This is a genomic window from Bacillus sp. REN16 (assembly GCF_020731355.1).
Taxonomy (GTDB): domain Bacteria; phylum Bacillota; class Bacilli; order Bacillales; family Bacillaceae_L; genus Ferdinandcohnia.
The window spans coordinates 1-13,617 of record NZ_JAJFZK010000019.1 but is presented as its reverse complement, the minus strand read 5'-3'; the positions used below and the strand labels follow the sequence as shown (position 1 = coordinate 13,617).

At 35.7% G+C, this 13,617-nt stretch carries 9 protein-coding genes and 1 riboswitch; of the genes, 8 read left to right on the top strand and 1 reads right to left on the bottom strand.

Annotated elements, in window-relative coordinates:
* Positions 1-32: 32 nt before the first annotated feature.
* The gene (gene dcm / locus LKW28_RS19480; RefSeq protein ID WP_324255049.1) at positions 33-1,316 is read right to left on the bottom strand and encodes a DNA (cytosine-5-)-methyltransferase; all 1,284 of its coding nucleotides are present in this window, start codon (positions 1,314-1,316) and stop codon (positions 33-35) included.
* Positions 1,317-1,483: 167 nt separating this feature from the next.
* On the opposite strand from dcm, the gene LKW28_RS19470 reads away from it, so the two are divergent.
* The 8 genes from LKW28_RS19470 to LKW28_RS19435 all read left to right on the top strand — a co-directional run bounded on the left by LKW28_RS19470 (position 1,484) and on the right by LKW28_RS19435 (position 13,567).
* Complete coding sequence (locus tag LKW28_RS19470; protein ID WP_229142107.1) at positions 1,484-1,798, top strand: hypothetical protein; 315 nt, start codon at positions 1,484-1,486, stop codon at positions 1,796-1,798.
* 48 nt (positions 1,799-1,846) lie between these two features.
* Complete coding sequence (locus LKW28_RS19465; protein ID WP_229142106.1) at positions 1,847-2,788, top strand: hypothetical protein; 942 nt, start codon at positions 1,847-1,849, stop codon at positions 2,786-2,788.
* A 2-nt stretch (positions 2,789-2,790) separates the two neighbouring features.
* Positions 2,791-4,392: a hypothetical protein gene (locus tag LKW28_RS19460; protein ID WP_229142105.1), complete on the top strand. Its 1,602-nt coding sequence runs from the start codon at positions 2,791-2,793 to the stop codon at positions 4,390-4,392.
* 20 nt (positions 4,393-4,412) lie between these two features.
* Positions 4,413-8,021: a helicase-related protein gene (locus LKW28_RS19455; RefSeq protein WP_229142104.1), complete on the top strand. Its 3,609-nt coding sequence runs from the start codon at positions 4,413-4,415 to the stop codon at positions 8,019-8,021.
* The gene (drmB, locus tag LKW28_RS19450) at positions 8,011-9,924 is read left to right on the top strand and encodes a DUF1998 domain-containing protein (protein WP_229142103.1); all 1,914 of its coding nucleotides are present in this window, start codon (positions 8,011-8,013) and stop codon (positions 9,922-9,924) included. Before LKW28_RS19455 ends, drmB begins: the two co-directional genes overlap by 11 nt.
* Before the next feature lie 962 nt (positions 9,925-10,886).
* A riboswitch (cyclic di-AMP (ydaO/yuaA leader) is annotated at positions 10,887-11,042 on the top strand.
* Between the two features lie 115 nt (positions 11,043-11,157).
* Positions 11,158-12,423: a cation:dicarboxylate symporter family transporter gene (locus LKW28_RS19445; RefSeq protein ID WP_229142102.1), complete on the top strand. Its 1,266-nt coding sequence runs from the start codon at positions 11,158-11,160 to the stop codon at positions 12,421-12,423.
* Positions 12,424-12,551: 128 nt separating this feature from the next.
* Positions 12,552-13,043, top strand: coding sequence for a DinB family protein (locus LKW28_RS19440; RefSeq protein ID WP_229142101.1), 492 nt, complete (start codon positions 12,552-12,554; stop codon positions 13,041-13,043).
* Positions 13,044-13,429: 386 nt separating this feature from the next.
* Positions 13,430-13,567, top strand: coding sequence for a hypothetical protein (locus LKW28_RS19435; RefSeq protein ID WP_229142100.1), 138 nt, complete (start codon positions 13,430-13,432; stop codon positions 13,565-13,567).
* The last annotated feature ends 50 nt before the right edge of the window (positions 13,568-13,617 follow it).

Sequence of the window (13,617 nt, the reverse complement as noted above, 5' to 3'; positions counted from 1 at the left end):
ACACTTAAGAAAAAGGCCCAATATATTATATATTAGGCGTGTTCAAGTATTTTAAAAATATCAAGTTGTCCGTTCCTCTCTAAGGATGGGTCTTTCGTAGCTCTTATGATGTAAGGAAACATATATAGGGCAACAGCTTCAACTACTGGAACAACAACAGAATTTCCAAATTGTTTGTATGCTTGTGTGTCAGAAACAGGAATAGTAAATGGTTTTTTACCATCATGATCAAACCCCATTAATCTGGCACATTCTCGTGGTGTCAGCCTGCGTGGGTTTTTTTCATCCTGTTTTATTAAAATTTCTGATCCATCTTTATAATATCTGGCGGACAAAGTTCTTGCAACATCCTCTGGTCCATTTAAACCATAACCAAAACCATTTCCTTTTTGTCGGTGTTTTTCGGCATAGTTTTGAAGATAACTCCAGAGTTTGTCACTGAGAGTATATTTTTCATTGACCATTCCTGTTTCTATATCGGTAAATGGAGGTTCAGGGAGTTCACGACCGTTTTCGGGGTGTAGAATTGTTTTCAGTTTAGGACCATTTTTCGGATCTTTTGGAATGAAGTTTTCAAAAGAAAAACCTAAATCCTCTCTAAATCCAACGATAAAAATTCTTTCTCTATTTTGTGGAACCCAACCTTTTGAATTAATAACTTTGTAGTCTACATTATAACCTAATTCATCTTGTAAAGTTCGCAAAATAATTTTAAAAGTTCGACCTTTATCATGGCTTACTAAATTTTTTACATTTTCAAGCAAAAACGCTTTTGGTCGGTGAAATTCTAAAATTTGAGCAACATCAAAAAAAAGTGTTCCTTGTGTATCGTCCCTAAAGCCGTCAGGTCTACCAAGTGATTTTTTCTTTGATACTCCAGCAATAGAAAACGGTTGGCAGGGGAACCCAGCTAATAATACATCAAATTTTGGCATGCTTTCTAAATCAATGTCTCTAATATCACCTACAATATCATGAGTACATTCGTAGTTTGCTTGATAAGTTTTTCTGCATGCTGCATCCCATTCACTAGTGAATACACATTCTCCACCTATTGATTCAAATGCACGTCTAAGTCCGCCAATTCCCGCAAATAAATCAATAAATTTAAAGTTTGGTGCTTTAACATTATATTCATTGTTTTTTGGGTCAGCAATTATTTTAAGTAGATTAAATAAATCTGGATCAGGAGTATTTTCGCCCTTTTCCCACCGATAAATAGTTCTTTCGCTTTTTCCTAAGAGTTTAGCAGTTTCTTTGACAGAATAGCCGGATCTTTCTCTTAGAATTGAAAATTCATTGATCTTATGATTCATTTCCACCAACTCTTTCGTTCATTCGCTGGGAATGATTTTGACATAATCATAGCAAACAGAACATATTTTCGTCAATAGTTATTTGCTCCCAAAGAAGATGTTTAAATGTCGGGTTAATGTTAAATAAGATAAGATACTGTATAATTAATGTAAAGAGTGTAAAGGAATTGAGGTGGGTTCCTATCAAAAATGTTGTAATATATGGACAAATGTGTCAAGACATAAATGAAAAATTAGAAGAAATGAAAAAGTTCGTAAACCAACAAAAATGGAACCTTATTGAGGGAATTGTGGATTTTGAGGGCTCATCTGAAGGATTGTTTAGTTTATTGGAAAAGAAAAAGGGGATTGATATTATTCTTATTTATAATATGAATAATATTTCGGATGATTTTAATCTTGAGTTTTTATTCAAAACATCAGCTGCTGAAAAATTTGAGATTAAAGAGTATCGAAAATTTAAAACATTCAAAAATGATTAAATGATTACCCGGTAATTTTGTTAAAATATAATTAAAAAGGTGTTTTTTATGAAATTCAATAATATTGAAGATGAGATAACTGAAGAAAGTTGGCTTTCTTTCTATTTGAATATTGGAAGACATTTTTACGAAGCAAATTTGGATGAAAGGAATAAAATCACGCTTTGCTTGAGTGTTCCCTTTCTACACTATATTGCTGCTGGGATTGGCCTTGGGATTTGTGACAAACTTTATTCGTTAGATATTTCAAAAAATGAGGGTGATATTTTAAAAGAACTCAATCCAGGAACATTAATTTTTTATCAGGCACCAAATACAAAAAAAGAAAAAGCCTACACATTCGAGGGTTTTAATGTTGATGGATATCCCTTATTGTTAAGTAAAGGAAAAAATCCCGAAACAATTACTCTTACAAGAACACAATTATGGCGTAATATTCGTGTTGCACCAGATCAGGTTAAGTATAAAAGAAATCGTATAATAAAAACATCTTACCTTCAAACGCCAATTTACAGTTTTTATAATAAGGCAAACATCGACAACATTCTGAGGAAATCACAGATTAATATTTTATTTATAGGAAATGAAAAGCGTTTAAAAAAAGAAATGCGTTATGAATTTGAAAAAGGGTATCCATTGTCGCAATGGCTTTTACCAAAATCCATGTTCGGAGCTCAAAGTTCATTTGTTTCAGAGATTGTTTCGTCGGGAACTCGTGTTGATTCTATTGATATAAGCCCTGAAACCTTTTTAATTTTTGACGGAGTGCAAGCGTTTACCCAATCATGGTATCGAAAGATGGGGAACCCAAGTATAATACTTTTGGAGCGAACCGCTTCCATGGAATCCTTATTTTCAGGAATAGATTTATTGAATAGAATCATAGATTCAAGAGACGTATCAGTTGCCAGTGATTTTTTGGATGTTGTAGCAAGTATCCCCAAAGCTCCGGGGAATTTGGAATTAACAGCATGGAGAGGAGGAGAGTAAAAATGGGAATAACAGATATTTCAAGAATAGTAAATCATTCATTACACTATAAGGTTCGATATTTCTCTGTCTCTGACCCTCTCTATATACAGTTTGAGCATGTATTCAGGACTTTTTTTAAAGATTTAGGGCCCGTTGTTGAAACAAGGGCTTATGCAAAATTAGCGCACTACCTTAAAAAAGTTCGTTATCAATTATCAATTAATATTCTTCCATATGATCAAATTGTTTCCCAAGAACTCCTTTCCTCTTTGGAGGATATGTTAAAACAGGGGAAATTATTGAATCTGGAATATGAAGAATTATTTGAGAAAATATTAAAAGTATTGCAACTCTTACATACCCATGAATCAAATGCATTATTTGAGTGCCTTAAACAAAATATTTTTAGGTACACTTCTTATACATATTGCATTGTATCAAAAAGAGAGATGAATTCACCAGAAAAAGACTACATATTATCTAAGTTATATGGTTTTAATATTACATTTATGGGTGAAAAAACATTCAAGGAAGAAAAGAATACTTTTGATTATGTAATTTTCATGGGGAATGAGAGTTATTTTCATCCTTCATTTAATAACATCCCGAAATCTAGAATAACAGCATTTATCAGCAGGGATATATATCAAAATAAGATTGTAAAAAACCCACTTTTTGATGATTGGCCCTTCCCTGTTTTTTCGACTTTGTACAAGAATATGGAATATGAGGATGAGCACTTTATTTATACTCCCCATCGAGCAGAACAGTTCTTTGAAAAACAAGGACAACAAAAGAACGATATTTTGGAAGAATTGATTGCTTCGGAGGAACAAATTGAAGAGCCTATCTTTTCTTCCGCTTTTATCGGATTTATTTCTGAAACAATAACTTCTTTTCAATTTAATGATGGGTCTAACAATGATTTGGAAAAGGACATGGTACCTGCTAAAGCATTTGAACTGCATGGTGATAAATTCATTTTTATTCGTATCTCAAGGGGGCAACACGATGTCATTACAGAAGACCATGATTTTAAAAGAAAACGTGTAAATGAAATAGTTACTGGTGATTCACTGATTCTAAGCTCTATAAATGATGAAGGGCTTGTCGAACGAATGGCAGATAAAATATATGAACACCAGAATATTAAACTTTATAGGCAACGCCAAGCAAAACTAAAAAGCTTTCTTTTGAGCAAAACCGAAAAACTTACTATAGAAGGATTTTGTAAAATATTAAAGAGAAAAGGGCTTATTACTATAAATGAGGCCAAAATAAAGAATCTTCTAAAGCCCACATCTTTCAAATTGCAAAATAAAAAGGAATTTTTTGAGTTTTTGATGATTTTAACCAAAAATGATGAGAAAAAAGCGATGAAATATTTCGAGGCAGGAAGGAGACTTGCTGTTTTTCATATTAGTGCAGGGAAAAAATTGAGGCAAATATTACGAGAAACCTTGGCAAATTCTGATTTAACTGAGCTACTTTCTAATGGAGCACAGATCATCGAATTAAAGGAAGTTGAAGGTGTCCGTTTAGAGATTAGGAAGGTTGAGTCAATTGGTGCTGAAACAATAAATATTTTTCCTTATCAAGATAAAAGAATGATAGAATACTAATCTTAAGTGGAGGAAAATTCATGTTATCAAGAAACGTTACAAATAGGGATAAACTTATTAAAGCATTGCAAAATGAATTAATTGGTCCCATTCCTGTCAATAAGGAGTGGATGAAACCTCTAAAAATTGATGATGTAATCGAATTCAAAACAAAAGAAGAAATGTACGACTACTATTACAATTCTGACAGTGGTGAAGAGGTATTGCAGGTAAACACACCTGTAACTCAGTATTCGGCGGGCCTGCTTTTTCCATTAGAGGCAAAAAAAGATGATATTGATGATACCCAAAATACAATGGAGGAATTAATAGACGATTCAGATGAAGAAATATTGGGAAAAGATGCATTGAAACAGCTAATAAATATGGAAAAAAGGAGGGAACAACGGGATACGGAGGATGAAGAGGAAGATATACCCGATTTAATGCCTGGAAAGAATGATTTTGCCCCTTCAAGCATGGCATTAAGTTTCTATGCTCAAATTTCCGATGAAAGAGACCTTTTGAAGGTAAGACTAAATGGCGGGATTTACCGTCCTTTTAAAGTTAAATTAGCTAAAACAGAGAGGATGCACGAATGGTGGTATCGGTTATCCGCTGTATTTAGAGAAAAAATGGAAGAGGATTATATCAACTTTGAGGCAGTGGAATTTGTTAATAAAAAACGTTGGCTGGTAGAAAAAACCGTCATGTTCAATAATCTGCAATTCAGACTTCAATTATACTCAAGGATGATTTCTGATACTAAATACCTTATCACGCTTAGCGCAACAAACATAACGCAGGATAGTGAAGGGAAAAAATTAAGGGATATGGAAAAAATCCTGTTACAAAGTCAACTAAGTATTGAGTTGTCTGGAAATAATGCTCAATTCTTACCTTATCCTTCAGATCTCCATGGTGCCTCAAAACATAACGATGAGGAAGTGCTGTCAGCACAATTGCTTTACCGTAACGCAAAAAATTTTGCACTTGGTCATGGTTGTTCTGCGGATTGGGAACTTGATCGTAAAGAAGAACCAACAAGATTATTTTCAACCTTCATGCCCGAATATGAAACTTCAAATATGACTCCTGATATTAAAGATGAAAATGGAAATGAGTTTTCAATATCCATGTTGGAGCTTGCAGGTGTTGTACCTAATTCTCCTTCTCCTGATATAATACTAGGAAAAATTATTTTGGGATATAAAAACTGGATTGAGCTAAGGGAAGCAGAAATCCCTGAAATTGAGAAAATTGATCTTAGGAAAACAGCTGAATCGCATATGATGCTGTGCCGAGAAGCCCTAAGTCGAATGGAGAAGGGGTTAAAGTGTCTGGAGGATGAAAATGTCCTATTGGCCTTCCAATTTGCTAATCATGCCATGGCAATACAACAAATTGTTGGAGCCAAAGAACGCGGTGGTAAGCGTATCGATAATTTGACTGTAATGGATGATAAATTACAAAGCTATGAAATACCAGAGCCAGATGAACTTATTAAAAATAATAAAGGAAAATGGCGTGCATTTCAGGCTGCTTTTCTTTTAATGTCACTACCTTCATTTTATGGGGATGACAAAAAAGAAAGGGATATAGTAGATCTTATTTGGTTTCCAACCGGTGGCGGTAAAACGGAAGCTTATCTAGGAGTAGCTGCTTTCTCTATGTTTTATCGTAGATTGAAGAATAAGAATGATGCCGGAACTGATGTAATTATGCGCTATACATTAAGACTATTAACGGCGGATCAATTTCAACGTTCCTCACGACTGATATGCGCATTGGAGATGTTACGAAGAAAAAATATTGAAAGACTCGGTGGTACCCCGTTTTCAATAGGTATCTGGCTTGGATCTAAAACAACACCAAATCGTAATCAGGGTGGAGAAGATAGTGCAAAGCAAAGATTAAATGATTGGAAAGCGGGAAACGAGAAAAGCGCATTTATTGTAAAGCATTGTCCATGGTGTGCAGCTAAACTAGGCGCTTACCCCGTTGAATCTGGAAAGGAAAGCCAACTTATTGGCGGTGGTGGAGCTTTTTCAAGGAAAAGTAGAATGCAGAAAAATGTAAGAAAAAAGAAAAATGAATATGAAATAGCGGGGTATGATTTCAATAAACAAGATGGGCAATTAAGAATTTATTGTCCTGATGATAGCTGTCCATTTCATGATTTATTACCTGTTTATATTGTAGATGAGACAATTTACAACGTACGTCCTACGTTTATTATTGGAACTGTTGACAAGTTTGCAATGCTTTCTTGGCGGCCGGAAGCGAGAAGGCTTTTTGGTTTAAATATGATGGGGGAAAGGGAACTTTCACCACCTAATCTTATTATTCAGGATGAACTCCATCTTATTTCAGGTCCTCTTGGCTCAATGACAGGTTTATACGAACTTCTTATTGAGGAATTATGTACTGATCGCCGAAATAATAAAGAAATTAAACCAAAAATTATTTGTGCAACTGCGACAATCCGAGGGTTTAAAGAGCAAATCGAAGGATTATTTGCAAGAAAGGACTCTTATTTATTCCCTAGTTCAGGCCTTTCATATGATGATTCCTTTTTTGCACGAACGCATTTAGATGAAACCGGTAAGCCTTCCCGTGGAAGAAAATATATAGGGCTTCTAAGTAATTTGGTGGGATTACAAACACTTCAAGTTAAGGTTTATTCTACTTTACTTCAGAAAGTTACGGAATTTGAGGAAAGTGACCGTGATCCATATTGGACGCTGTTGAGTTTTTATAATAGTATTCGGGAATTAGGAGGTAGTCTAACTCTTTTTCAGACAGACATACCAAGTTATTTTCTTCAATTAAAAAATAAGCACCATATTAAAGATAAACGTTTTCGACGTTATTTAAACTCGTTTAAAGAATTAACTTCCCGTCTGGATAGTGGGGAAATTGCTGAAGCCATTCAGATTTTAAAACGTAGGTATAACGAGGGAACCTCTGTTGATGTATGTCTGGCTTCTAATATTATTGAAGTAGGTGTTGATATTGATAGACTTTCTCTGATGAGTGTAATTGGCCAACCCAAAAACACTGCCCAATATATACAGGTAACCGGACGTGTTGGACGAAGCTGGTTTGAGAGACCTGGTTTAGTATTAACTTTATATAAAAGTAGTATCTCTCGCGATAAATCGCATTTTGAACATTTTAAGGAATATCATCAGAAATTATACTCACATGTGGAAGCTACCAGTGTAACTCCATTTTCTGAACCCTGTATGGAAAGGGGACTTTACGGACTTATTATCGGATGGTTACGTCAATTCCATGATTCCGGCATAGCTTTTAGTCCTGAAAACATCCAAGAATATAGGTCAGAGTTGGACAGGTTTAAATCTCTTTTTCTTGATCGTGTGAAAAAAGTGGATTCAAATCAATACGAGGTAGCGAAGGGGATATTTGAGAAATTTATTAGCCATATGATGTACAGCCACGCTCAAAGATGGGAAGATGATAATTCAGGAGAGACTTATTTCTTAATGTATCAAGCAGGTTCCCACGTAAATGAGTTTCATAATAAAACTGCAAAACCCGTATTGACATCTATGAGAAATGTAGATGCATCCTGTCAAGGAACAATTACAAATGAATACTTATTGGAGGAGCAAAATGAACACTAACTATGGAATCGCAAAAATCCCTTTGCGCAGAGCCGAGTTGATATCACCAATGGGTGTGGGGGCAATATCTACAAATAGCAAAGGTGTCAATATGATGGTAGGCGCCTTGGATAAATGGTATAATATGTCATCAAAAACTGATATTACAGAATATATTTTTCACGAACCAAGGCTGCAAAAGATTCTGAATGTAAATGAATTTCGACTACCTCCTGATTATCGAGGTAGTAATTTCAAACGTCGGTTTGGGAATGAAAAGAATACTGATAATGAAATTCCAATGCTTCGATTCCCAACTTGGCATTACTGTAATAAATGCAGGAAGATGAAAAAGTATAGTTTTGCCCACTTAGATAATAAGATAAAGTGTTCTCACTGCGATGATAAATATTCCAGAATGGTACAAGTCCCTCTTGTAGTGGTTTGCTCCAACGGTCATATTGATGATTTTCCATGGGTGGAGTGGGTGCATGAAACTAGGTCACCGCAGTGTAACGGTCCATTAAAGTTGATTTCTACTGGAGGGGCTACTTTAAGTAGCATGCAGGTGCAGTGCACTTCCTGTGATAAAAAACGTACATTAAGCGGTATAACAAGTGGACAGAAAAAAGAAAAATCCAAACTCCATACGGACTTGGAGCCTGGTCAGAAATATCTCTGCACTGGTCGTAAGCATTGGTATGGTACAGATAGTTCAGCACACGAACCATGTGATGAGGTTCCGTTTGTTTTATTAAAAAACTCAACCAATGTATATTATCCGAACGTTATTAGTGCTATTTTTCTTCCTGGCAACACTGGAGAAGAGATACGGAAAATTACTGATATACTGTTAAGCCCAAATGTAAGTGATGAAATTGATTATCTAAAGTCAATGGATGTAAGTCGCGATAGAATAATCGATGGATTAAAAAGGAGATTCAGTGGTTTATTCGGAGACCTAGATCAAAAAGTCCTTGGATTGGCTTTGGATATGCTTGAAAAAGAGAATTCAAATGATGAAGAAGTGGATTATGAGGATATTGATACGGTATTAAAGCATCAGGAGTACATGATTTTAAAAGAAGGGTTAAACAGCGATCATTTAAAAATTGTGAAAGAGTACGACGCTAATGATGACAGGATGTTATGTGAGGAACTTGGAATTAGTAAAATTAATCTTGTTCCACGATTGAGGGATACGAGAGTTTTATATGGTTTTGAGCGTTTGACTGGTACCTCTATTCTTAATCCTGAAACTATTAAGAAGGGAAAAGAGTTGCTGTTTCATTATCCAGAAAGAAATGATTGGCTTCCTGGATATATAGTATATGGTGAAGGTATTTTTATTGAATTTGATGATGATAAGCTTTTTCAGTGGGAAAAATCGGTTTTTAATACAGATAGGTTTTATCGGCTTTTAGGACGGAATAGGGAAGCGGAGGAAAATCATTTTATTCGCCCACGGGAGATTTTGCCAAGATTTGTAATGCTGCATACTTTAGCACACCTTCTCATTCAAGAATTTATTTTCGAATGTGGGTATAGTACAAGCTCGCTACGCGAGAGAATCTACGTTTCTGGTCAGCCTGAACGGAAAATGAATGCCATTTTAATTTATACTGCTTCGGGAGATTCTGAAGGGACATTGGGTGGTCTTGTGCGTCTTGGGAAAAAGGAAAGGCTTTTATCAATACTGGAAAGAGCCATAGAAAAATCCCAGTGGTGTTCTTCAGATCCGGTATGTAACGACATAGGTATGTCTACTGGTCAAGGAGTTCATCATCTTAATGTAGCTGCTTGTCATAACTGTAGCTATCTTCCGGAAACATCATGTGAAGAGTTCAATCGTTACCTAGATCGTGGACTTGTCAGTGCTTTAACGGGAGAAAGAACCGGCTTTTTTGATAGTATTAATAAATAAATCATTACAATAGGATTTTCTGGAATGAAAATTATTTTGATAACCGTATCACTTAATAATTAATCTATTAAAGGGTATTTTGTATATTGTAATATTTGAATAGGGTTATCCATAAAAGGTTTTTAATAAATCTTTCAGGTTAGTCCTATTTTTTATTCTTTAGGCTTCCATTTTCTTTAATTGGGGGCAGTTATGGTGAGGTCTGTAGGTCTGGAGGGAAAGATAAGCATACTTGGTTTATTTCCTTTTTGCAGATGAAAGAGATTTATTCGCGGTATATATTAATAAAAGTGAAATGTACATGATTTACATTGAAGGAAATGAGTAGACACAGAAATTTAGATTTTTTGTCTAGCAACCACACTTCGCTTGTTATCCATTATAAATAATCTACAGCTCCTTTATAGAGTGGAGCTGCAGCTAAAGTCGGCACTATAGGGTTGGCTCTAAATAAAAATTTGTAGTTTGGTAACATTTTGGTAACATACCACAATTCATTAATAAAAATTTAAAATTACTAAATGATTTTAGTTTGCTCGAGAATCCCTATTAATCAAGGATTCTCGGCAACATATGCTATCAAAAAATGCCTGGAAATAATACCTTCCCTCTAACTTCAAAACTGTTTGAGTTCTTCGAGAAAGACAAGAAATGCTGATGTCAGCGTAGATTCCAGTGTGAGTATAGGAAATAAAGAAATTGGTGAAACTATTCACCTGATATCTGAATCATTTTACACAAATTTTACACATTACCGATGTAAAATCCAATATATTCAATGAATCTAGACCATTTTCGACCCAGACCACCAGTATCAATCACACACAAGTCCAAAAGAACGATGTTTCCCCAACAGAAACATCGTTTTTTGACGTTAAGGAGTTATTTTTATCGTATTTATTCCCCCCACTGGAAACAACTAATAGTTTACTAATATAATAATTTAATGATAGAATTCAAGTAGTTCATTTTTGCTTAATCTTATTTTTAAGAGCGGGGGACCCAAGTCTCGATGCGGATAAGATCCGCTATTGGTGAATTCTTAACGAAGAAAGGGCTCAGTGTTTCCGATAGTCCTAACCTGAAAGCTAACCTCGTAAGCATTATAGTGGAAACAGAACGATAGGTTCGTAAGTCGGCATTTGCCGTATTTTGTGTAAAGTATCGTATTCATTTGTTTCCCTTGCCTAAAGCAAAGCATGTATCACAAACTTCAAGAAGGTGAGGTAATTTATGAAAAAGATTAAATTCAGTTTAGCAACTCAAATTTTTATCGGTCTGGTATTAGGGATTATCGTTGGTGGGATCTTCTACGGAAGTGCGACAGCACAAAGTGTCTTACAGCCATTCGGTGATCTTTTTATCCGTTTAATTAAAATGATTGTTGTCCCAATTGTTCTTTCAAGCATCATCGTGGCCATTGCGGGTGTGGGTGATTTGAAAGCTGTTGGGAAGCTTGGTGGAAAGTCCCTAACTTATTTTATCGGTATGACGTTGGTTGCGATTGCGGTCGGCCTGATTGCTGCCAATCTGTTTCATCCTGGTACTGGTTTAAATATGGACAAGCTCGAGCAAAGTGACATTTCTAATTATGTCCACACATCAGAGGAACAAGAAGGCAAATCGATTGCCGATACTTTGCTTCATATTGTTCCAACCAACCCAATCCAAGCGATGGTAGAAGGCGATATGCTTGCGATTATCTTCTTTGCGGTCGTATTCGGTCTAGGAATTGCAGCAATTGGTGAAAAAGGAAAACCCGTTCTGCGTTTCTTTGAAGGTATGGCAAACGCCATGTTTTATGTGACGAACTTATTTATGAAGTATGCCCCAATTGGTGTGTTTGCATTAATCGGTGTCACGATTTCTAAATATGGTTTTGCATCGCTTATTCCATTAGGTAAGCTAGCTCTTACTGTGTATGGAACGATGATTTTCTTTGTGATTGTCGTTTTAGGCTTACTAGCTAAATTCATTGGGCTCAATATTTTTAAATTACTGAAGATGATTAAAGAAGAGTTAATCTTGGCCTTTTCAACGGCAAGCTCAGAAACGGTCCTACCGAAAATTATGGACAAGATGGAGCAAGCGGGAAGTCCAAAACATATTGCGTCTTTCGTTATTCCAACAGGTTACTCCTTTAATCTGGATGGATCTGTTTTATATCAAGCAATTGCATCTTTATTTATTGCCCAAATGTACGGAATTGACCTCAGCATTGGTCAACAAATTACACTTATGTTAGTTCTAATGGTTACATCTAAAGGTATGGCTGGAGTGCCAGGTGTATCATTTGTGGTGCTATTAGCGACATTTAGTACAATTGGATTACCGGCTGAAGGATTAGCCTTCATTGCGGGTATTGACCGTATTCTCGATATGGGACGTACTGCGGTTAACGTGGTCGGAAACTCATTAGCAGCGCTTGTTGTTGCGAAATGGGAAGGTCAGTTTAACCCTCCTGTCGAGGTTGAACCCATCACAGAAGTTGCTTCATAATATGCAGATAAATTAAGACTTTCAACGCCTATGTTGAAGGTCTATTTTTTAACCTAAAAAAGTTTTATATATTTTTTTCGGAAAATTTGATAAATTGGTGGTAAGTAATGAAACAAGGAGGCGACCAAATGAGTAAAAAAGCAATCTTGCAAAATGGAGTCAATCAAGTTTTTTACGAAGAGAAATGGTACCCACCACTGCCAGATACGTTAAAGGATCTTACTGCTGAACAAGCATGTTGGCAACCCGAAGGAAAGGCCGCTAATACGATTTGGGAAAATGTAAACCATTTACTAATTTTTAAAGAGCGGTTAATTTCTCGCTTGCATCAAGATGACACATTTGTTGCTCCACAAAATAATGATGAAACGTTTGTCCAAGGTGAAGCTAATGATGAAGATGCTTGGCAAGAAACAGTGAGGAGAACGCTTCAAGTACATGATGCCTTACAATCTTCATTAGCATCCCTACAAGAGGCAGAATTGGATCAACCTTGTCCTTCTCTTCCAGTTTGGCAACAATATCTAAATCTCCTTTTGCACGACGCTTATCATACAGGACAAATTGTACAACTTCGTAAACTACAAGGTTCATGGCCAGCTAAGCGGACCTATTTATAAACGCCCTTTAGGTACCTGGTAGTTTGTCATTGTTATACTCAAATTAACGTTCTTCTGTTGCCAGCCAGTTATGTTTTTGGGAACCTTACCTCCCGTGAAGTTGCATTCCGGTGCCTGAGCCCCATTGTGGTAAAGTATTACCGTATCGGGGGTCAGGCATCTTTTCACAACGGGAAATCAGAAACCGTCCTACAAAAAACATGGTCACAATGGAGTAAGCGGGAAGTCCCAAAAATATTGCTTCTTTAGTTATTCCAACTGGTTACTCCTTTAATTAATCATTTGTTGCGCAAACTTATAATATAGATATGGAGCATAAGGAACATATTTTTTACTCTGAGGATAAACAAATGATATATATGACAAAAAAAGTGGGAGAGTTAATCTTGTCTTGTCACTTCCAATTATCTGAAGTATGGTCAAACCGAAGAGTTAACAGCTATGAAAGTGATATCGTTGGTGCTATAATGGATAAAAGGCAACCATTTGATTTTGCAATAGATCTTTTAGGAGCATTCCTGTAATGAAGAAATTTGAGGTTTGAACAAAAAAAGTCCCCTTGGTATGATACAAG

What these genes read in the sequence shown, in the direction of transcription:
- dcm (WP_324255049.1), bottom strand. Translation starts at nt 1,316, where the DNA reads ATGAATCATAAGATCAATGAATTTTCAATTCTAAGAGAAAGATCCGGC.
- LKW28_RS19465 (WP_229142106.1), top strand. Translation starts at nt 1,847, where the DNA reads ATGAAATTCAATAATATTGAAGATGAGATAACTGAAGAAAGTTGGCTT.
- LKW28_RS19460 (WP_229142105.1), top strand. Translation starts at nt 2,791, where the DNA reads ATGGGAATAACAGATATTTCAAGAATAGTAAATCATTCATTACACTAT.
- LKW28_RS19455 (WP_229142104.1), top strand. Translation starts at nt 4,413, where the DNA reads ATGTTATCAAGAAACGTTACAAATAGGGATAAACTTATTAAAGCATTG.
- drmB (WP_229142103.1), top strand. Translation starts at nt 8,011, where the DNA reads ATGAACACTAACTATGGAATCGCAAAAATCCCTTTGCGCAGAGCCGAG.
- LKW28_RS19445 (WP_229142102.1), top strand. Translation starts at nt 11,158, where the DNA reads ATGAAAAAGATTAAATTCAGTTTAGCAACTCAAATTTTTATCGGTCTG.
- LKW28_RS19440 (WP_229142101.1), top strand. Translation starts at nt 12,552, where the DNA reads ATGAGTAAAAAAGCAATCTTGCAAAATGGAGTCAATCAAGTTTTTTAC.